General features: G+C 38.0%; 23 protein-coding genes. 16 read left to right on the top strand and 7 right to left on the bottom strand.

From position 1 onward, the window contains the following. Positions 1–107 precede the first annotated feature (107 nt). The 4 genes from AN34_RS19435 (at position 108) to AN34_RS19420 (ending at position 4,587) form a co-directional block, all read left to right on the top strand. Entirely contained in the window at positions 108–578 is a 471-nt protein-coding gene (locus tag AN34_RS19435; protein WP_029288363.1) for a (2Fe-2S)-binding protein, read from the top strand. Then, the gene (locus AN34_RS19430; protein ID WP_029288361.1) at positions 571–1,590 is read left to right on the top strand and encodes a xanthine dehydrogenase family protein subunit M; all 1,020 of its coding nucleotides are present in this window, start codon (positions 571–573) and stop codon (positions 1,588–1,590) included. The genes AN34_RS19435 and AN34_RS19430 overlap by 8 nt, the downstream gene beginning before the upstream one ends. Before the next feature lie 6 nt (positions 1,591–1,596). After that, complete coding sequence (locus AN34_RS19425; RefSeq protein WP_029288359.1) at positions 1,597–3,849, top strand: xanthine dehydrogenase family protein molybdopterin-binding subunit; 2,253 nt, start codon at positions 1,597–1,599, stop codon at positions 3,847–3,849. Between the two features lie 63 nt (positions 3,850–3,912). Further along, positions 3,913–4,587 carry a DUF2490 domain-containing protein gene (locus tag AN34_RS19420; RefSeq protein ID WP_197285564.1) on the top strand — a complete coding sequence of 225 codons (675 nt, stop codon included), beginning with the start codon at positions 3,913–3,915 and terminating at the stop codon, positions 4,585–4,587. A gap of 14 nt (positions 4,588–4,601) precedes the next feature. On the opposite strand, the gene AN34_RS19415 is transcribed toward AN34_RS19420, so the two are convergent. The 3 genes from AN34_RS19415 to modA are packed head-to-tail and all read right to left on the bottom strand — an operon-like array spanning position 4,602 to position 6,673. Then, positions 4,602–5,219 (bottom strand): ATP-binding cassette domain-containing protein, encoded by a 618-nt coding sequence (locus AN34_RS19415; protein ID WP_029288354.1) that lies wholly within the window; start codon positions 5,217–5,219, stop codon positions 4,602–4,604. After that, a complete protein-coding gene (gene modB / locus AN34_RS19410) occupies positions 5,216–5,887 on the bottom strand; it encodes a molybdate ABC transporter permease subunit (RefSeq protein ID WP_029288352.1) in 672 nt (223 codons plus the stop codon). The genes AN34_RS19415 and modB overlap by 4 nt, the downstream gene beginning before the upstream one ends. Further along, on the bottom strand, positions 5,888–6,673 hold the full coding sequence (gene modA / locus AN34_RS19405; protein WP_029288350.1) for a molybdate ABC transporter substrate-binding protein: 786 nt from the start codon (positions 6,671–6,673) through the stop codon (positions 5,888–5,890). A 227-nt stretch (positions 6,674–6,900) separates the two neighbouring features. Between modA and AN34_RS19400 the strand changes: the two genes are divergently transcribed. The 9 genes from AN34_RS19400 to moaCB are packed head-to-tail and all read left to right on the top strand — an operon-like array spanning position 6,901 to position 13,996. Next, positions 6,901–8,016, top strand: a complete 1,116-nt coding sequence (locus tag AN34_RS19400; RefSeq protein ID WP_029288348.1) for an XdhC family protein — start codon at positions 6,901–6,903, stop codon at positions 8,014–8,016. Beyond that, positions 8,016–8,600 (top strand): NTP transferase domain-containing protein, encoded by a 585-nt coding sequence (locus AN34_RS19395; protein ID WP_029288346.1) that lies wholly within the window; start codon positions 8,016–8,018, stop codon positions 8,598–8,600. Before AN34_RS19400 ends, AN34_RS19395 begins: the two co-directional genes overlap by 1 nt. Next, positions 8,600–9,580 carry a GTP 3',8-cyclase MoaA gene (gene moaA, locus AN34_RS19390; RefSeq protein ID WP_029288344.1) on the top strand — a complete coding sequence of 327 codons (981 nt, stop codon included), beginning with the start codon at positions 8,600–8,602 and terminating at the stop codon, positions 9,578–9,580. Before AN34_RS19395 ends, moaA begins: the two co-directional genes overlap by 1 nt. A 1-nt stretch (position 9,581) precedes the next feature. Next, positions 9,582–10,763, top strand: coding sequence for a gephyrin-like molybdotransferase Glp (glp, locus tag AN34_RS19385; protein WP_029288341.1), 1,182 nt, complete (start codon positions 9,582–9,584; stop codon positions 10,761–10,763). Between the two features lie 29 nt (positions 10,764–10,792). Continuing rightward, on the top strand, positions 10,793–11,293 hold the full coding sequence (locus tag AN34_RS19380) for a molybdopterin-binding protein (RefSeq protein ID WP_231625586.1): 501 nt from the start codon (positions 10,793–10,795) through the stop codon (positions 11,291–11,293). Between the two features lies 1 nt (position 11,294). Next, positions 11,295–11,528: a MoaD/ThiS family protein gene (locus AN34_RS19375; RefSeq protein WP_029288337.1), complete on the top strand. Its 234-nt coding sequence runs from the start codon at positions 11,295–11,297 to the stop codon at positions 11,526–11,528. A 3-nt stretch (positions 11,529–11,531) separates the two neighbouring features. Further along, positions 11,532–12,641, top strand: a complete 1,110-nt coding sequence (locus tag AN34_RS19370; RefSeq protein WP_029288334.1) for a ThiF family adenylyltransferase — start codon at positions 11,532–11,534, stop codon at positions 12,639–12,641. A gap of 1 nt (position 12,642) precedes the next feature. Beyond that, a complete protein-coding gene (locus tag AN34_RS19365) occupies positions 12,643–13,086 on the top strand; it encodes a molybdenum cofactor biosynthesis protein MoaE (RefSeq protein WP_029288332.1) in 444 nt (147 codons plus the stop codon). 1 nt (position 13,087) lies between these two features. Beyond that, the gene (gene moaCB / locus AN34_RS19360; protein WP_029288330.1) at positions 13,088–13,996 is read left to right on the top strand and encodes a bifunctional molybdenum cofactor biosynthesis protein MoaC/MoaB; all 909 of its coding nucleotides are present in this window, start codon (positions 13,088–13,090) and stop codon (positions 13,994–13,996) included. A 71-nt stretch (positions 13,997–14,067) separates the two neighbouring features. Here the strand turns inward: moaCB and AN34_RS19355 are convergent, their stop codons facing one another. From AN34_RS19355 to AN34_RS19340, 4 genes are all read right to left on the bottom strand, one after another. Further along, on the bottom strand, positions 14,068–15,576 hold the full coding sequence (locus AN34_RS19355) for a S41 family peptidase (protein WP_051666731.1): 1,509 nt from the start codon (positions 15,574–15,576) through the stop codon (positions 14,068–14,070). A gap of 2 nt (positions 15,577–15,578) precedes the next feature. Next, positions 15,579–16,190: an HAD family hydrolase gene (locus AN34_RS19350; RefSeq protein WP_029288325.1), complete on the bottom strand. Its 612-nt coding sequence runs from the start codon at positions 16,188–16,190 to the stop codon at positions 15,579–15,581. A gap of 3 nt (positions 16,191–16,193) precedes the next feature. Continuing rightward, positions 16,194–16,673 (bottom strand): hypothetical protein, encoded by a 480-nt coding sequence (locus AN34_RS19345; RefSeq protein WP_029288323.1) that lies wholly within the window; start codon positions 16,671–16,673, stop codon positions 16,194–16,196. Positions 16,674–16,810: 137 nt separating this feature from the next. Further along, positions 16,811–17,461, bottom strand: coding sequence for an ABC transporter ATP-binding protein (locus AN34_RS19340; RefSeq protein ID WP_029288321.1), 651 nt, complete (start codon positions 17,459–17,461; stop codon positions 16,811–16,813). Positions 17,462–17,778: 317 nt separating this feature from the next. Between AN34_RS19340 and AN34_RS19335 the strand changes: the two genes are divergently transcribed. From AN34_RS19335 to AN34_RS19325, 3 genes are read left to right on the top strand one after another with little or no spacing between them, the layout of a single operon-like run. After that, positions 17,779–18,414, top strand: coding sequence for a hypothetical protein (locus AN34_RS19335; protein WP_029288318.1), 636 nt, complete (start codon positions 17,779–17,781; stop codon positions 18,412–18,414). Between the two features lies 1 nt (position 18,415). Beyond that, positions 18,416–18,712 (top strand): transcriptional regulator, encoded by a 297-nt coding sequence (locus tag AN34_RS19330; RefSeq protein ID WP_029288316.1) that lies wholly within the window; start codon positions 18,416–18,418, stop codon positions 18,710–18,712. Between the two features lie 23 nt (positions 18,713–18,735). Continuing rightward, positions 18,736–19,056, top strand: coding sequence for a hypothetical protein (locus AN34_RS19325; RefSeq protein WP_029288313.1), 321 nt, complete (start codon positions 18,736–18,738; stop codon positions 19,054–19,056). Positions 19,057–19,256 lie beyond the last annotated feature (200 nt).

The raw sequence follows: 19,256 nt of genomic DNA, 5'->3' as shown, positions 1-19,256 counted from the left end.
ATATTTTCAGTGTATAAATAATATGGTATAAATCATTTCCCGCAAAACTTTTCTGTATGAAGTCAGTTGTGTAATAGGGTATTTCCGAACTACAAAACAGATTTATAATGACAAAAACAACACTGACCGTTAACCAACAGCGTTATGAGCTTAACCTGCTTCCATGGGTTTCTTTACTTGATGCTTTACGTGAACACCTTAAACTTACAGGAACTAAAAAAGGTTGCGATCATGGGCAATGCGGCGCATGTACCATTATTTGTGATGGCAAACGAATTATAAGCTGTTTAACCCTGGCCGTGATGAAGAATGATTCTGAAATTACGACTATCGAAGGCATTGCCGGAGGTGAATCCCTCCACCCCATTCAGCAAGCTTTTATTGATCACGATGCATTTCAATGTGGTTATTGCACACCCGGACAAATCTGTAGTGCAGTTGGTATGCTGCAGGAAGGTCATGCCCACACCCGTGAAGAAGTTCAAGAATTAATGAGTGGTAACTTGTGCCGCTGTGGAGCCAACATTGGGATTATAGATGCCATTATGCAGGTTAAAGATGGAGGTAATCATGAATAATTTCGAATTTAAGCAGGCTACTGATACCCGGGATGCGATAGATTTAATTAATCATTTGCCTGAAGCTGCATTTGTTGCCGGCGGTACAAACATCATCGATCTTTGGAAGTACAACCTGACCAATCCATCCAGTTTGGTAGATATCAATCACCTCCATGAAAATGCAGAAATATCAATCTTAGAAAATGGGAATATCCGTTTAGGTGCTGCCGTAAAAAATGCAGATACGGCATACCATCCTTTAATTGCTCAAAAATATCCATTACTTTCTAAAGCCATTCTGGCAGGTGCATCTGCACAAATCAGAAATATGGCCAGCAATGGTGGCAATCTGTTACAGCGTACCCGTTGTTATTATTTTTATGATCCGGATGTACCTTGTAATAAACGCAAGCCAGGCTCTGGTTGTCCTGCAAAAGACGGGTATAATAGAATGCATGCCATTTTAGGTACGAGTGAAGCTTGTATCGCAGTATTTCCATCGGATATGTGTATCGCACTCGCCGCACTGGAAGCCACTGTAAATGTGAGCGGGCCAAATGGCGATCGAAACATTCCATTTTCACAATTTCACCGTTTACCTGGTGACAGACCTGATCTGGATAATACCTTAGACGACGGAGAAATTATTACTTCTATCGATTTACCAGAAGAGGGTTTTGCAGATCACTATTCTTATTTAAAATTGAGAGACCGCCACTCCTACGCATTTGCATTGGTATCAGTAGCTACAGCATTAAAGCTTAATGGAAACATGATCGAATCTGCACGAATTGCATTAGGTGGTGTTGCCCATAAACCCTGGCGTAGTGTTGAAGCAGAAGAATTTTTAAAAGATAAGGAAGCAAACGCAGAAAATTTTTCAGCAGCAGCTGATATTATTTTACGTGATGCTAAAGGCTTTGGTTACAATGATTTTAAAATTGAACTTTCTAAAAAAGCGATTATTCGAAATGGTTTAATGGCTTTAAATCCAGCCAGTCAGTTACCCGGCGCACAGCCATCAGCATAATATTTTATGAAACATACGGAAATAGATACAAATAAAACTGTAGGTAAACCCATTAGCCGTTTAGAAGGTAAACTCAAAGTAACTGGTACAGCTAAATATGCTGCAGAATATGATGTACACAATTTACTTTATGGCTATGTGGTAAACAGTACCATCACCAAAGGAAAAATTTTAAGTATTGATTTGAGTAAAGCACTGGCTTTACCAGGTGTAATAGAAGTACTTTCTCATGAAAACAGAACCAAACTGGCCTGGTTTGATTTGCAATATACCGATATGGATGCCCCTCCGGGAACTGTTTTTAAGCCTTTTTATGATGAAAACATTTTATACAACGGCCAGCCAATTGCCCTGGTGGTAGCGGAGAGTTTTGAAATGGCCCGCTATGCAGCCACACAAATCACTTTTGATTATAGTGAAGAACCTTTTCAAACCTGCCTGGATCATCATCTTGATTCGTCCAGGGTTGCTAAAAAAGGTTTTGCGACAGCTTTAAAACCACCTCCACCGCCGCCAACTGGTGATTTTGAAAAAGCCTATCAAAATGCTGCTGTAAAAGTTGAAACTGAATATCGTCATGGCACCGAACACCATAACCCAATAGAATTGTTTGCAACCACTACTATTTATCAAGGCGATGGTAAGTTAACCATATATGATAAAACACAGGGTACGATTAATAATCAGCTTTATGTAGCCAATATATTTGGACTTAAATACAAAAATGTACAGGTATTAGCTCCATTTGTAGGAGGTGGATTTGGCTCAGGCCTTCGCCCGCAATACCAGCTGTTTTTATGTGTGATGGCCGCCCTGCATCTTAAAAGGAATGTTCGGGTGGTATTGGATCGGAAACAAATGTTTTCATTTACCCACCGCCCGCCAACCGTACAAAACCTGCGCTTTGCAACCGATACCGATGGCAAACTTATGGCGATGAACCATTCTTCAAAAAGTGAAACTTCTTCATTTGAAGATTACTTCGAACCCATAGCCTCCTGGAGCCATAGGCTTTACCCGGCCCCGAATACTTTATTTGAACAAGAACTCGTTCCGCTGGATGTTTATACCCCAATGGATATGCGGGCACCCGGAGGAAGTACAGCCTTGCATGCTATTGAGTGCACCATGGATGAACTGGCCTACAAACTGGATATTGATCCGCTGGAATTTCGGTTAATCAATTACACGGAAATGGATCCATCAGCAGAAAAACCCTACACCAGTAAAGCCCTGAAAGCGTGTTATCTGGAAGCTGCAGAGAAATTTGGTTGGGAAAAGCGGACACCCAAACCCAGAAGTATGGAACGTGGCAATAAACTGGTTGGTTATGGAATGGCTACCGGAATTTGGGATGCCTTTCAGTTTCCTTCTCGTGTGGAAGCCATGATAACGGCAGATGGAAAAATGATTCTCAATAATGCGGTAACGGACATCGGCACCGGAACATTTACAGTGATGACACAAATTGCAGCCGATGAACTTGGACTTCCGATGGAGGATGTAGATTTCCGCTATGGAGATAGCAAAAAACCATTTTCCATGTTTCAGGGTGGCTCAGCAATGACCTCTTCAACTGGTGTCGCCATTGTTGTAGCCGCAAAAGAGCTTAGAAAAAAGTTACTAAAAAAAGCCAGGGAAATAACTGATTCTCCATTCAAAAAAGTGGAAGATAACGAGGTTACTTTCAAAAATGGTACAATTGCCTTGAAACATGATCCAAATGTTGCGGTATCATTTAAAGAGATTATTGCTTTTAATAAAGGTAAAACCATTAAAACCACCAATATGGGAAAGCCGCATATGCTGAAACTCAAAAAATACAGCATGGCTACACATAGCGCCTCTTTTGTAGAGGTTGAGGTAGATAAAGATCTGGGTACAGTGACCGTGACCAGAGCAGTTACTGCGGTTGCGGCAGGAAAAATTATCAATCCTAAAACAGCTAAAAGTCAGATTTATGGATCGATGGTTTGGGGAATTAGCAAAGCGCTCCATGAAGAAACCATTATGGATGAAAAGCTGGGGAAATACATCAATGCCAATTTGGGTGAGTATCATATTCCTGTTCATGCAGATATCCGTCAGCTTGATGTGATTTTTGCAGAAGAAAATGATGAGCTAATTAATGAACTTGGCGTAAAAGGCGTTGGTGAAATTGGACTTGTAGGTATGCCTGCTGCCATTTCGAATGCCATTTATCATGCAACAGGAAAGCGTATCAATAAATTACCTATTCATTTTGATGAGTTATTATAAGTGCTATCATATGCATGCTCACAACAACAACTTTTAGAAATGAGCATTAAAAAGTATTGGATAATGGCAACTTTTTGCCTGATTGCATTTCATACAGCCGCCCAAACTGAAAATACAGGGTGGCTGTTTATTTCGCACAGTCAGAAAATTAATCAGAAATTTGATGTCCTTGCCGATCTACAGTTTCGGTCGTCAGATCAGTTAAGTGATTTTTCAGCATTGCTCCTGCGGACTGCCTTAAATTACAATTTCAATAAACACCATGCTGTTGCTGTTGGCTATGCCTTTTTAGGTAAATGGGAAAAGGATGATTTCGGTCTCAAAACGTTAAACCCTGAAAATCGAATTTATCAGCAATACCTATTCAATACCGACATTGGCCGTACAGAATGGAGTTTGAGATTTCGGTTGGAACAGCGATTGATCACAGCAGAAAAGCAAACCAATTTTTCACAACGTGCCAGATTTTTTGCGGCTGCACAGATTCCAATTGTGGCTAATGAAGAATTTAGCAGAGGCCTTTATACCGCCGTTCAAAATGAACTTTTTCTAAACGTTATCAATAAAAATAATGTAAATGGCAGTGTATTCGATCAGAATCGTAGTTCTATCTCTTTAGGTTATCGGTGGAGCAAAAAAATAGATACAGAATTTGGATATCTATTCTGGACACAAAAGGAAGAGGAAGATTATGCAAAAACTAATGTTTGGCAGTTAATGATCACCACCAGTTTCTAATTTATTTTAGCTAATCAATTTTCCAGGCTGAATAATGCCGAAGAGGAATAGAACACTTCATCATGGTGTGTAACAACCAATACAGTTGTACCCTGAACTAAAAATAAGTCATGCAGTTTCTCCATTAATTTAACTTTCAGTTCTTTATCAAGCGCAGAAAACGATTCATCCATTAACAGCAACACAGGTTTTGTAGATAAGGCCCTTAAAATAGCGAGCCTTTGCTGTTGTCCACCAGATAGTTGATGGGGTAAATGTTGACGAAAATTCTCCATTTCACCCAAATGGAGTAACTCATTGATATAGTTCTCATCATTGCTACCATAGGCTAAATGTGCTTCCGCCGTCATATTTGGAAACAAAGCATAATCCTGGAAAACAAAACCCACCTTTCTGTCCTGAATCTTTTTAGAAAATTTCTTTTCCCCATCAAACCAAGTGTCGCCATTAAATTTAATCGTTCCTACTTCCGGTGTAATCAATCCGGCAATAATCTTAAGTAATGTTGTTTTTCCAATACCAGATGGTCCGGTAATCCGCGTGATCTTCCCCATCTCGAATTGAGTTTTCACCCTTAAATCTTCCCAGCCTCTATAGGTTTTAATCCGTTTTGTGATGTCAACTTCTATCATTCGAATGGATTTTTAACTGCTTTTTTATTAAAGATGAACACGGCCAGTACAATAGCAAAGGTAATGGCAAAAAGAATGAATGCATACTGATTAGCAGCATGGTAATCCATGGTTTCTACCGCATCATAAATGGCAATCGAAGCCACTTTGGTTACTCCCGGAATATTACCGCCAATCATTAATACCACTCCAAATTCACCCAAGGTATGGGCAAATGTAAGTACCGCAGCCGTATAAACGGAAGCTTTTATATTAGGGAGCAAAACGTAGATAAATGTTTGCCACCTGCTTTTACCCATTGTATAAGAAGCTTGTGCCAGCGTTTTAGGCAAATGTCCAAAGGCTGATTTTACCGGACTAATCATAAAAGGGAGGCTATAAATAATGGAAGCCAAAACTAATCCTTCAAATGAAAAAACAAGTTGAAGGTTTAAGTGCTCATGCAGCCATTTACCAAAACCATTGTTTGGACTAAACGCCAGAAGTAGATAAAATCCTAAAACAGAGGGTGGCAATACCAGGGGCATAGTAATTAAAGCCTCCAGGATAATTTTCGCCATGGTACTTTTACCAGAAAGCCAGTAGGCCACCGGAATTCCAATCAAAAGCAGTATTACTGTAGTAATGAGCGCAAGTTTGAGGCTGAGATAAATTGGTTCAAAATCCATTTAACCTTTCTTTACTATGGGTAAATGATAGCCACTTTTCCTGATAATTTGTTGTGCAGCAGAAGAAGAAAGATAATCAAAAAATTGAGTTGCTTCCTTAAGTTTTCCTTTTTTGGCATAAGCCAGTAAGATGGCACCTTGCTCAATTTCACCATAACTTCCAGCATCTACCCTGGCCCATTTCAATTTTGATTTATCGTTATGCTCATATAGAAAAGATTCTGTGGTAAAACCTAATTCTACCGCTCCCGTTTGGATATAGGTATTTACCTGCGAAATACTTTCCGCATAAACTAGGTTGGAGCTGATCTTATCTTTTAATTGATAATATTTCAGCGCCTCTTCTGCAGCTTTTCCATAGGGTGCAGTTTTTGGATTGGCAATGGCAATTCGTCTGGCTTTATTACCAGATAGTATTTTAGGCCAGTTCTTTAAATCAAGATTGGTTTTGCCGCAAATAATCAAACTGCCCAATGCATAAATTTTTGGGGGTTGCAATCCGAATTGTTTCGCATACAATTTTTGTGGAAACTCAGTATCTGCTGAAAGAAAAACATCATAGGGTGCGCCATTCATAATTTGGGTTGTCAGTTTCCCTGATGCACCCACTATTGCCTCAGATTTTATTCCGGTTTTCCGCTCAAAATCTTTCTGTAGTCTTTTAATCAGTTGCTGCGCATTTGCCGCAACAGCAATCCGCAAAACCTGTGCAGAAAGCTGTGCATTACCGGCTAAGCAAAATAATAGCGTTAAAATTAAAATTCTAAATGTAGGTTTTTTTTTCATGAATGAAAATAAGTGATGCCAATTTCAAATGGCTAATTTAGCTAAATTAACAGGTAATTGGCTAGAGGGTTTTGGTGATGATCAAAAAAGCATTTAGCGTGTTGCTTATTTAAAATTCAAATTCCGCTGAAAAATAAAAACATTGACGCTAAACATTGTTTTAATTAAATAGCAAATAACCGATTTCAAAACATAGTGGTTACATTGCTTCATTTGAAAATCGCCCAATGAAAGAAATTGCAGACATTATAAAAGCACATGCCCAGGCCAGGAAAGATGGAAAAAAAACAGCTTTGGCAACCGTGGTCAAAGTGGAGGGATCATCTTATCGCAGACCCGGCGCCCGAATGCTGATTACGGAAGATGGCATCTTAACGGGAGCCATTAGTGGTGGCTGCCTGGAAGGTGATGCTTTAAGAAAGGCATTAAGTGCTATCCATCAGCAGGAAAATAAGTTGGTCACTTATGATTCTATGGATGAGGATGATGCTAAATTTGGTGTACAGCTGGGATGCAATGGAATTGTTTACATTCTTTTCGAACCTATTTTTGATGACCAAGAGGTAAACCCAATTACCATTTTAGCTGAACTGGAAAGTAAACGCAAAAATGCAGCATTGGCCGTATTATTTTCTTTGGAAGGTAAAAAACAGATTGGTACATACATGTTGCTAAGGCAACATGATCAATTTAAAAATAAAGAAAATGACTACTTCCCCTCACTTTTTGATGATCTTCAAAAGGTTTTAGCAGAAAAAAAATCAACGTTTTTAGATTATAATGCAGGTAAAGAACTAATCACTGCATTTCTGGAATTTATAAGTCCACCTATTGCGCTAATTATTGCGGGTGCCGGCAATGATGCGCAACCACTCGCCAATATTGCAGATGTACTGGGCTGGAACGTCACTATAGCCGACGGACGACAAACCCATGCCACGAGTCAGCGCTTTCCTAAAGCCAATCAAATTTTAGTTACCAAACCGGGGCAACTTTTGCCGCAGATTACCATAGATGATCATACCGCTTTTGTATTAATGACCCACAATTACAATTACGACCTGGAGTTGTTACACCTCCTTCTGTTAACCAATGCGCCCTATATTGGTTCTTTAGGGCCTAAAAAGAAATTAATCAGAATGCTGGATGAACTCAACCTGAATACAGCTGAAAATCAATCCAGGGTACATGGTCCGATAGGGTTGGATATTGGTGCAGAAACAGCTGAAGAAATTGCCATTTCAATTATTGCAGAAATCAAGGCCGTTTTATCCGGTGCTTCAGCCGGTAGGTTGAAGGAAAAAATTGCGCCCATCCACGTTCATCATATTAGAACTAACTAATGGATACAGGTATTGTGATTCTGGCAGCAGGAAATTCTAGTCGTTTAGGCCAACCGAAACAGTTATTGGCGTTTAAGCAAACAACACTTATTGAGCACACTATCAAAGCAGCCTGGCAAGCAAATTTTCAACCGATCATTGTGGTACTGGGCGCTTATGCAAAGGAGATTCAGGAAAAACTGCCTGCTGAAGTTAATTTAGTAATTAACAATAACTGGTCAGCAGGAATGTCTTCCAGTATTACTGCCGGGGTAGCAGCACTCATTAAACAATCGCCAATGATCGAAAATATTATTATTGCGGTTTCAGATCAGGCATTTATCACCGCTGAAATCTTCCAAGCATTAAAGCAGAAACAAATCAGTACCAAAAAAGGTATCGTTGCTAGCACTTATGCCAAAACAACTGGTACACCTGTGCTGTTCAATAAACAATACTTCCCTCAACTTTTATCCTTAACTGGAAATAATGGTGCAAAATCAATGTTAAAATTACATGGTAATGATGTGGCAACTATTGCATTTGCGCTGGGTAATATTGATATTGATACCGAAACCGATTACGATAATTTAATTAAGCAATAATGATAGCAGATTCATTTGGAAGAGTTCATGATTACTTGCGGATATCTTTAACGGATAACTGCAACTTCCGCTGCTTTTATTGCATGCCAGAAGAAGAATACGATTTTACACCTGCTTCCAGATTGATGCAAACGGATGAAATTATCAAATTGGCTACCATATTTGTTAATCAGGGTGTAAAAAAGATCAGGCTTACTGGTGGTGAACCTCTGGTGAGGAAAGATGCTGCTGCCATTATTTCAGCATTAGGCAAACTCCCTGTTGAACTGGTTATCACCACTAACGGAACCCGGATCGCAGAAATGCTTCCGGTATTGAAAGAGGCCGGAATAAAAACCATTAATATTAGTTTGGATACACTTCAGGCAGAGAAATTTATGCTCATTACCCGTCGTGATGTTTTCCATCAGGTACGCAGCAATATTGAGTTACTATTACATGAAAAAATAACCGTCAAAATTAATATGGTGGTGATGAAAGGACTTAATGATAGCGAAATTAAAGATTTTATAGACTGGACGAAACACAATCCGATACAAATCAGGTTTATTGAATTTATGCCCTTTAGTGGCAACAAATGGACCAGCAATAAAATGTTTTCCCTGCAGGAAATTTTAACAACGGTTGAAAAAGATTTTACGGTATTACCTGTTGAAGGTGCTCCACATGATACAGCCAAACATTTTATGATTCCAGGCCATGAAGGTTCTTTCGCCATTATCAGTACCATGACGGCTCCCTTCTGTAGTACCTGCAATAGAATGCGACTAACCGCTGATGGAAAGTTGAAGAATTGCCTGTTCTCTAACGGTGAAACAGATTTACTAACGGCCCTGAGAAATGATGAAGATGTGCTTCCTTTAATTATGGCTTCCATTTGGGATAAAAAGAAAGCGCTCGGTGGTCAACTTGTTTCGCATTTTGAATCGTTAGATGCAGATGCTATTAAGAATCGAAGTATGATCACAATCGGAGGATAAAATGATTACGGTAGACCAGGCGAAACAAATTATTCGTGATAATATTACCCTTTTAGATCCGCGAGAAATCCCATTACAAGATACTTTAGGGCATGTTCTAGCTGCAGATATTTATGCCTTAGTTGATATTCCTGCATTCAGACAGTCATCTATGGATGGCTATGCAATAAAATTTGAGTCAGCATTAAAAACCTATACACTGGTTGGAGAAATGGCTGCCGGAACTACTCAATCCATCGCGATTGCTCACGGAGAAACCAGCCGGATTTTTACTGGTGCCCCATTACCCGAAGGTGCTGACACTGTAGTGATGCAGGAAAAAATTCAACTTTCTGCAAATCAAATTACTTTGGAAGACCCAAAAATTGCTAAAGGTTTAAATGTACGAGAAAAAGGTGCTGAAATTAAAGCCGGAGCATTAGCCATGCAGATTGGAAGTTTACTCACACCTGCTGCAATAGGCTTTCTGGCAGGAATAGGTATCAGTACCGTTGAAGTTTTTCCAATGCCCAAAGTAACCATTGTACTTACTGGAAATGAGTTACAGCAACCTGGAAAACCACTGGCATTTGGTCAGGTTTACGAATCTAATTCTTATTCCTTATCAGCAGCTTTAAAACTGGAAGGCATTCAGCACATTGAAGTGCTTTGGGTAAATGATAACCTGGAATCACTTATAGAAACACTGCATGTAGCACTAAATCAAAGTGATGTTGTGCTTTTAACCGGAGGCGTAAGTGTTGGTGATTATGATTTTGTAATTGCTGCTGCAGAAAAATGTGGGATAGCACAAAAATTTCATAAGATTAAACAAAAGCCAGGTAAACCCCTGTTTTTCGGCACGCAAAACCGTAAACTTGTTTTTGGGTTGCCCGGAAATCCGTCTTCTGTATTAAGTTGTTATTACAATTATGTTTTACCAGCCATTAAGCTTTTATCAAATTTACCAAACAGTGTTGCTGAAGTGGAAGCAGAACTGGAAACTGATTATGAAAAGCCACCTGGTTTAACCCACTTTTTAAAAGGAGTTTACGCAAATGGTAAAGCAAAGCCATTAAATGCGCAAGAGTCATTTCGTTTGAGTTCATTTGCGCATTCAAATTGTCTCATTCGTTTGAAGGAAGATCAGCAGCATTTTATGGCTGGAGAAAAAGTAACCGTACTATTGTTACCCCATAACTAACCCTAAACCAATATTTTTTTTTAAAAAAAATGATTAAATACCTATTTGCCATTTTATTTTTATTTGGCATGAAAAGCCAGGCACAAGAAAGCAAACAATTTACAATTGAAGGCGATGTAAAGCAAAAGCTAACCATCAATCTGGCATCACTTTCCACTTATAAAAAAGTTAGTATTGACAGCATAACCATTTTGAATCACCTCTTGCAGCGAAAAAGCAGTATTAAAAACATTAAAGGTGTACCTTTGAAAGAGATTTTAAGTCAGGTGGAGATTAACGAATCATCGCCTAAAAAATTAAGTGAATATTACCTGGTATGTTCTGCTACCGATAACTATAAAGTGGTTTTTTCATGGAATGAGGTTTTCAATACAAAATCGGAGAACAACATTTTAATTTTAACCGATTTCGTTGCTGATCCTGCGAAAGCGGAAAAGGGTAATATTGCCATGATTACGACGACTGATGTAGCAACAGGCAGAAGGTTTGTAAAAGGTCTGAATAAAATAAATATTCAAAAAGTAAATTGATATGAAATTAGAGATCATCAGTTTTGGTAAAATTTCTGAATTTATCCACCATCAGCAGGTGGAGATTTCAAATGTTACGAATACTGATCAGCTTAAAAGTTATCTGGAAACATCATTTCCTGAATTAGCGGACATGAAGTACAAACTGGCCGTCAATCAAAACATCATACAGTCCAATCAATCCCTTAAAAATCAAGATGTAGTGGCCATTATGCCGCCATTTTCTGGAGGTTAATACGTGATAGATCATGAACGTTACAGCAGGCAACTGGTTTTAAAAGGCTTTGGAGCTATAGCACAAAACAAACTTATCAATTCAAGCATACTGGTAGTTGGAGCAGGTGGTTTGGGCTGTCCGATAATACAGTATCTTGCCGCAGCCGGTATCGGCACAATCGGAATAGTGGATAATGACACCATTTCACTTTCCAATCTGCATAGGCAAATTCTTTTCACATCAGAAGACCTCGGCCAGCCTAAGGTAAAAGTTGCTGCTGAAAGATTGCGGTTAATGAATCCGGAAATTTCGATTGTAGAACATCCATTTCGGCTGAATAAAGGCAATATATTCAGCGTTATAGAACATTATGATATCGTGATCGATGGCACCGACAATTTCGATTCTAGATACCTCATTAACGATGCCTGTGCATTTCTCCAAAAGCCCTTAATTTTTGCAGCTGTATCTGGTTTTGAAGGCCAGCTGGCCATTTTTAATGTAAAAGATAAAAATAATATTGCAACCAATTACCGCGACATCTTCCCTATTCCGCCTGCACCTGGTGAAATTCAAAACTGCGCCGAGAATGGCATATTGGGTGTACTCCCTGGAATTATAGGTACAATGGCTGCAGCAGAAGCCATTAAACTGATTGCCGGAGTTGGCCAGCCGCTAATTAATACATTGCTTCATTACAATTTGCTCAACCAAACACAATACACTCTAAATATTTCTGTAGGTAATGATTATGTTTTACCCAAAAGCAAAGCTGACTTTTTATTAATGGAAGATAACCAATCGCATTTTATTGCACCTGCCTACGAAGAAATAGACCTTACGCAAATGCTACTGTTGAGGAAGCAAGATTTGGCCTTGTTAATTGATGTAAGGGAAAAACATGAATTTCCCATATTGGATCAGGATGTGTTTCTGCAAGTACCAATGTCTGAATTTAATACCTTTATGCAAAACAATATTGATGCAGAAAGCATTGTATTGCTTTGCCAGCATGGCATTAGAAGTGTTGCCGCTGCAGAATTGCTTCAGGAAAAATATGGCGATAAAAAGAAAATTTATAGCTTAAAGGGGGGCATTGCAAAATGGAGAAATCATTTTCTAAAAAGATAAAATGAGTGAAAAGAAAATAAAAAACATCTTTGTGAACGGGGCGATAAGCCCTTCGTTTATAGCTGAAAGCATTTCCAGGCATGCCACAAAAACGGCTATTGGTGGTCACAGCATTTTCATGGGGCAAATTCGAAGAGATGAAGTAAACGGTAAATTTGTAGCCGCTATTGATTATACTGCTTATGAAGAATTGGCGCTCACAAAAATGAACGAAATTAGGGAGGAGATTTTTATGAAGTATCCACTGAACTGCATGCACGTTTACCATAGTTTAGGATCGATAAATGCAGGAGAAATCTGTTTATTTGTATTCACTTCATCTGCTCACCGTAAACCTGCAATAGAAGCTTGTAATGAATTGGTAGAGCGAATTAAGGCTGAACTTCCGATTTGGGGTAAAGAAATATTTGAAGACGATACCCATCAGTGGAAAGAAAATATTTAATATGGTTAATATTACTAAAAAATCAAACTCCTTGCGGATTGCGGTGGCGAGTGCAACAGTAAAAGTTTCAAAACAGGAAACAATTGATGCCATTGTACAGAGAAAAATTCCTAAAGGTGATGTTTTTGAATTTGCACGTGCTGCAGGTTTATTTGGTGTAAAAAAAACCAGTGATGTTATTCCTGATTGTCATCCTTTACCCATTGAATTTACATCCATCACTTATGAAATTGTGGATTTAACGATTCTGATTAAAGTAGAAGTGCATACCATTTATAAAACCGGAGTGGAAGTTGAGGCCATGCATGGTGCTTCCGTTACGGCGTTAACAATGTATGACATGTTAAAACCTATCGACAAAGGTGTAGAAATACAAAATATCCGTTTACTTCAAAAGTCTGGTGGCAAATCAGATTTAAAACACTTAAAGTTTCCTGAAATCAAGGCTGCCGTTGTGGTGTGCTCAGATTCTGTTTTTGAAAAAACAGCCAAAGATTATTCTGGTAAGGCCATTATAAGCCGACTGGAACAATTTGGCATTGTTACAAAAGAATACACCATTGTACCTGATGAAGTTGAAGTGATCCAGAATACAACTGCGGAACTCGTGAGCAATGAGATTAATCTGCTGATTTTAACCGGAGGAACAGGCTTGTCACCACGAGACGTCACTCCTGAGGCCATCAGTCCACTCATTGAACGCAAAATTGATGGAATTATGGAAACCGCAAGAAACTACGGCCAGGATCGCATGCCTTATGCAATGCTATCCAGAGGTGTAGCTGGCTTTATTGGTGATACGCTAGTATTAACTTTCCCCGGATCTAAAAATGGTGTGGAAGAATATATGGATGCATTATTCCCACAAATCCTGCATCTTTTCAAAGTTAATAAAGGGCAAAAGCATTAAGAAAGTTATCTATAAAAAAGGCAGTATCATATTTATAAAAAATGATACTGCCTGCATTTATTAAATGATTTTTAATTCAATTTCATCTTCCTGGTTTCCACCATTCCTTTAAATTCATGATCTAACTTCTCATTCGTTTGATCAATCAATACTCTTGAAGCACCAGATGTACTACTCAATGTATTTTCCTTTAAAAATGAAGTAAAACTTCCCGTAGCCGAATAATTGAGGGCTTGCGCAAGTAAGCTTTCTGATGGATCACCAAAATCCTTCGTTAAATCGTCAGCAATATCCTTATCAACGATCATCCCATCAAAGTAATCACCAAAGTCTGCCTGATTTTTGGTCTGAAACTGAGGAATGTACAGATCATTCTTATCTATACGAATAGAAAAGAAACCTACAGGTTTTCCATAAGTTTTGCGACCAATTAATTTCACATCCATTACTGGCTTTAAATTATTAATTAATAATTCACTGGCAGAAGCCGTTCCACCAGTTACCAGAAAATACACTCTTGAGATCCCATTAAGCGATCCCCGCTTTTTAAAAAACTCCTGATTTCCTGCAGCTGCAATAGGCTTATAATCATAATCAAACATAGAATACAAACGCTTTACACCGTCTGAAGTGGTTTGGTAAAACTTTTGATTTTGAAGGATGGTAGCTTGTTTATCCTGCATGGTTTTGGTCCAATATGTAGTGTACATAATTTTCCCATTTTGTGCAGATGGTGCGATTAGATTGGTAAATGCTTCAGAGGTAGCAACAGAACCGCCCCCATTATACCGCAGATCAACAACCAGTTCCGTAATTCCGTCTGTTGCAAATTTACTGAACGCGGCATCAAGCAAAGGAACAGAGTTTGTAGTAAAACTATTAAATACCACGTAACCTATCTTTTTTGCCCCAACAATATAAGTATTGCTAAACAATATAGGGTTGATGTTGTACGAACCCCGGTTAATAACCAGATTTTGAATGCTTTGATCTGCCTTTGTGATGGTTAATGTAACCGAAGCATTATTTCCAAAAACGCCATCATTAATATTATCGATATCAGATTGGCTTGTTCTCAAAGTAGTCCGACCGTTAACTTTGGTGACAATATCTCCTCTTTTTAATCCTGCAACTGCTGCCGGAGAGGTTGCATAAACATATTTTACACGTAGGATGTTAGCCCCATCATAATTGACTGAAAATCCATAATCGCCACTTACCCCACCAAGTTCGCCGGCAACTGTACCATCATCAATGAAAGAATATTTATCCTTTCCACCCGTGCTGGGTAATGCCTTTAAAGCGGTTAAAACCTGCTCATTGCTGCTGTACTTTCTAGGATTGAAACCATCATAGGAAGGCATCCCGATATTCCAAAAATAGGTTTGCTTTGCATACAAGAAAATTGAATCTTTGGTTAACTCTGCCCGGTTGGTTGTGGGCGTTTGAAGGGTATTGGATTCAGTGGTTTGACTCGGCGATTCATCTACAGAGTTGTTTTTTTTACAAGAGGTGATTAACCCGAAGGACATCATCAGAAAACACAAAATATTTTTTTGCGAATAAACTTTTTTCAGCATACTTATTTGAAAATTTCTAGTGAGCTAATATACTGCAAATTAACAATTTTAGCCTGTTGCTCATCAAAATTATTTGCACCAATAACTAACACCTCATCAGCCAATAAATTATTGTCGTTTAGGATGTTCTGAAAAATTTCTGCCTTCTGTAGTTTCAATTCATCAGTGAAATAAACGGTGAGGTATTGCTCGAGTCCATTCCATTCTGTTTGCTTAATTTTGTTCAGTTGCTGTTCCGGATTACCGGCGGTTACAATAAAGATTTTTTTCCTGTTCACCACCAGTTCCTGCATCAAATTCAACATGGTTTGATACAATAATAATTTTAAAGGTAAACGGGCATTTTGATGTAGCAACTCGAAGTTATATCTGTATTTAGCGTCAATTCCAAATTGGGCAGCTGTTTTATTACAAAGTTCTTCAACTCCGTTTTGTTCAAACTCTGCCCGTAAAAAGGCTAAAGTAGCCCCCGCATCCTTTTGCTCGGTGTATTCTATAAATTGAGCAAACAGATAATATACCTGTAGCAGATAATCTTTTTCTGGAAACAAAACATCATCCAATTCAAAGAATACAGCTTCTTTGTTTTTTAAAATTGCTGCGATATCCATCATTTGCTAAACTGTAAAAAGTTTTAATTCATCATCAGGAGAGTTATAACCGAACACACCATTTAATTCATCTTCACGACGAATAAAAATTTCTCCCCCACTCGAATAAACACATTCACCATGAATAAATACGGCAAAGTTTTTAAAGGTATTTTTCTCATCAGAGCGGAAAAAATTAATTAACTCTGGTTGCGGCGTTAAAACCTGAATGCCATATTCCCCAAATAATACCGCAGACTTTGCCAGTGGCTCCACCTCATAATCATGCAACGGAATAATACTATCAATTGATTCTGTAATACAAAAATTGAGTAAAAGGTGTGCAATACTATCCTTATTAAGTAAACCTAGGGAAGTAAAAGCATAATTTTCAGTAATAACGCCTGGCACATCTCCATAATCTGCCAATAAAATAAAATGGCTAGGAAAAGCTTTTAAAAGCTTTAACGCTTTAGCACTGTTTCCGCCGGTGATCAGTATTTTCAAAATTTATAAGTAAGATTGAATTAATGAATGAATAAGTTAGTGAATTATTGAGTGAGTGAATGAATGAAAAAATGATTGCATGAATGGTAGAATTGTAAAATTGAACTTATTCTTCCAAATCCATAATTCAGTTGGTTTTATACAATTAATCCATCCTTCATGGTTACCACTCGATCACTGGTTTTCGCCAAATGTTCATTGTGGGTAACAATCACAAATGTTTGTTGAAAATTATCCCTCAAACTCACAAAAAGCTGATGCAAGGCTGATGCATTTTCAGAGTCCAGATTTCCAGAGGGTTCATCAGCCAGAATAATAGATGGATTGTTAATCAAAGCCCGGGCAATTGCAATACGCTGTTGTTCACCACCAGATAGTTGATTAGGCTTGTGATTGGCCCTATTTTTAAGACCAAATAAATCCAACAATTCCAAGGCCCTTGTTTCTGCCTGTTTTTTATTGGTTTTGGCAATAAATGCCGGAATGCAAATATTCTCAATGGCGCTAAACTCTGGTAACAAGTGATGAAATTGAAACACAAAACCAATATTCTGATTTCTAAACGTGCTCAGTAAATCGCCATGAAGTTTGCTAATCACCGATCCTTTTAATTCTACATCACCCTCATCTGGTTTATCTAATGTACCTAAAATATGCAGCAATGTACTTTTGCCGGCACCAGATGGCCCTATGATGCTCACAATCTCTCCTTTTTGTACTTCAAAATTTACCCCTTTAAGGATTTGAAGATTCCCATATGACTTTTTTACTCCGGTGGCTTTTAGCATGCCGTAAAAATAGTTAAAAGTTGCAAATGTTAAGGAATGTTTTAAAGGAAAGACTAGAGACTAAAGCGGAAAGATTAAAGCTGAAAGACCAAAGCGGAAAGACTAAAGCTGAAAGACCAAAGCAGAAAGACTAAAGCTGAAAGACCAAAGCGGAAAGACTAAAGCAGATAGACTAAAGCTGAAAGATCAAAGTTGAAAGATTAAAGCTACAAGGCTAAAGCTGAAGACCAAATTCTTTTAATACCTCAATCTGGAAAAAAATAAATTTTGCAATTATCAATTTCTTAATTAACTTTGAAAAACAAAGCACTTTCGAAATGAGCAATCAAGAAGAACAACTTAATACCCTTAAGGATATCAGACAAATGATGGACAGGTCATCCCGTTTTATTTCTTTGAGTGGCTTATCTGGCGTTTTTGCAGGAGGAATAGCCATAATTGGCGCTTATTTTGCACATGAAGAAATAGAAAAATTCTTTGCCAAAAGAGGTTACAGTTATGGTGTGGAAGGCGAAATGGACTTGGAATTTAACTTAATCAAACTCGGATTAATTGTATTGTTTGTGGCATTGGCTGGTGGTATTTTATTTACTTATAGAAAAAGTCAGCAAAATAACCTACCCATCTGGGATAAAACATCTAAAGCCTTATTATTTAATTTGATGATTCCCCTGATTGCCGGTGGTTTATTTATCATCGGTTTGCTGGTTAATCATCCGGATACCTACAGCATTATTGCCCCAACTTGTTTAATCTTTTATGGTCTTGCACTCATTAATGCAAGTAAATATACCCTTAGCGACATCCGGTATCTGGGTTATCTGGAAGTAATATTGGGTTTAATCTGCATGTTTTATGTTGGATATGGCTTATTCTTCTGGGCATTTGGATTTGGTGTACTCCACATTATTTATGGCCTGGTGATGTATTTTAAATACGAAAGAGGCGCTTAAGATGAAAAATCCGATAGCAGATTTAAATAAAATTTTCGATAGCAGGATCAGACTGGGCGTAATGTCTATGCTTGTGGTAAACAATGAAATTAGTTTTAACGACCTGAAACAAATGCTAGAACTTACTGATGGTAATTTAGCTTCGCATTTGAATACTTTGGAGCAGGCTGAATTTATCAAGGTACACAAAGGTTTCATTGGTAGAAAAACCAGTACCACCTACTCCATCACGGTTTTAGGCAAACAAGCCTTTAAAGCACATTTGGATGCACTTGAAAAAATGATAAAAAAGCTATAAGCTATTTTTTTTGACTATTTACTTTGAAATACAAAGCACTTTTAAAAACGAAAAAACGTAATGGAACCACTGATTATAAGAATTGGAAAAAAGGCAGCCCTTACTCGGCCGCCATTGGGACATTTCTTCTGCTCGCTTTTCTAATCAGCAAGCAAAATTTATTGATAGCGATAGGTTTAAATTATGTAATGCTTGCTTTCATCATGAATACGATCATTTTACTAGCCTTAATTGCAGCACTTTTCTTACACACAGCACATTGGAAAAATATTGCGGTAACAATCATTTGTGTATTACTCAATATTCCGCTAAGCATATTATACCTAACCATAGTAATTAATTAAAATAACACCAGTTAATCACACAATTATGAAAAATGAATGACCCCGAAGCAGAGCTATCGGGGTATCGCATAATTTAAAGACTCAAGCTCAACTGATTTCTATTCAACATCTTGTAAGATGATTTATCCTCTCCCTGATTTTGAATATATTTCATAATAACTGTTTCATTTGCATATTGCCCAACAGTATTGACATAATAA

The organism is Pedobacter sp. R20-19 (assembly GCF_000708265.2).
Lineage (GTDB): Bacteria > Bacteroidota > Bacteroidia > Sphingobacteriales > Sphingobacteriaceae > Pedobacter.
The sequence above is the reverse complement of the archived record's forward strand: the minus strand, read 5'-3'. Positions and strand labels throughout refer to the sequence as shown.

Coding starts and splice junctions, on each gene's coding strand:
- AN34_RS19380 (WP_231625586.1), top strand. CDS start 10,793: ATGATTAAATACCTATTTGCCATTTTATTTTTATTTGGCATGAAAAGC.
- AN34_RS19395 (WP_029288346.1), top strand. CDS start 8,016: ATGGATACAGGTATTGTGATTCTGGCAGCAGGAAATTCTAGTCGTTTA.
- glp (WP_029288341.1), top strand. CDS start 9,582: ATGATTACGGTAGACCAGGCGAAACAAATTATTCGTGATAATATTACC.
- AN34_RS19340 (WP_029288321.1), bottom strand. CDS start 17,461: ATGCTAAAAGCCACCGGAGTAAAAAAGTCATATGGGAATCTTCAAATC.
- AN34_RS19400 (WP_029288348.1), top strand. CDS start 6,901: ATGAAAGAAATTGCAGACATTATAAAAGCACATGCCCAGGCCAGGAAA.
- AN34_RS19425 (WP_029288359.1), top strand. CDS start 1,597: ATGAAACATACGGAAATAGATACAAATAAAACTGTAGGTAAACCCATT.
- modA (WP_029288350.1), bottom strand. CDS start 6,673: ATGAAAAAAAAACCTACATTTAGAATTTTAATTTTAACGCTATTATTT.
- moaCB (WP_029288330.1), top strand. CDS start 13,088: ATGGTTAATATTACTAAAAAATCAAACTCCTTGCGGATTGCGGTGGCG.
- AN34_RS19430 (WP_029288361.1), top strand. CDS start 571: ATGAATAATTTCGAATTTAAGCAGGCTACTGATACCCGGGATGCGATA.
- AN34_RS19375 (WP_029288337.1), top strand. CDS start 11,295: ATGAAATTAGAGATCATCAGTTTTGGTAAAATTTCTGAATTTATCCAC.
- AN34_RS19415 (WP_029288354.1), bottom strand. CDS start 5,219: ATGATAGAAGTTGACATCACAAAACGGATTAAAACCTATAGAGGCTGG.
- AN34_RS19355 (WP_051666731.1), bottom strand. CDS start 15,576: ATGCTGAAAAAAGTTTATTCGCAAAAAAATATTTTGTGTTTTCTGATG.
- moaA (WP_029288344.1), top strand. CDS start 8,600: ATGATAGCAGATTCATTTGGAAGAGTTCATGATTACTTGCGGATATCT.
- AN34_RS19365 (WP_029288332.1), top strand. CDS start 12,643: ATGAGTGAAAAGAAAATAAAAAACATCTTTGTGAACGGGGCGATAAGC.
- AN34_RS19435 (WP_029288363.1), top strand. CDS start 108: ATGACAAAAACAACACTGACCGTTAACCAACAGCGTTATGAGCTTAAC.
- modB (WP_029288352.1), bottom strand. CDS start 5,887: ATGGATTTTGAACCAATTTATCTCAGCCTCAAACTTGCGCTCATTACT.
- AN34_RS19420 (WP_197285564.1), top strand. CDS start 3,913: ATGGCAACTTTTTGCCTGATTGCATTTCATACAGCCGCCCAAACTGAA.
- AN34_RS19330 (WP_029288316.1), top strand. CDS start 18,416: ATGAAAAATCCGATAGCAGATTTAAATAAAATTTTCGATAGCAGGATC.
- AN34_RS19350 (WP_029288325.1), bottom strand. CDS start 16,190: ATGATGGATATCGCAGCAATTTTAAAAAACAAAGAAGCTGTATTCTTT.
- AN34_RS19335 (WP_029288318.1), top strand. CDS start 17,779: ATGAGCAATCAAGAAGAACAACTTAATACCCTTAAGGATATCAGACAA.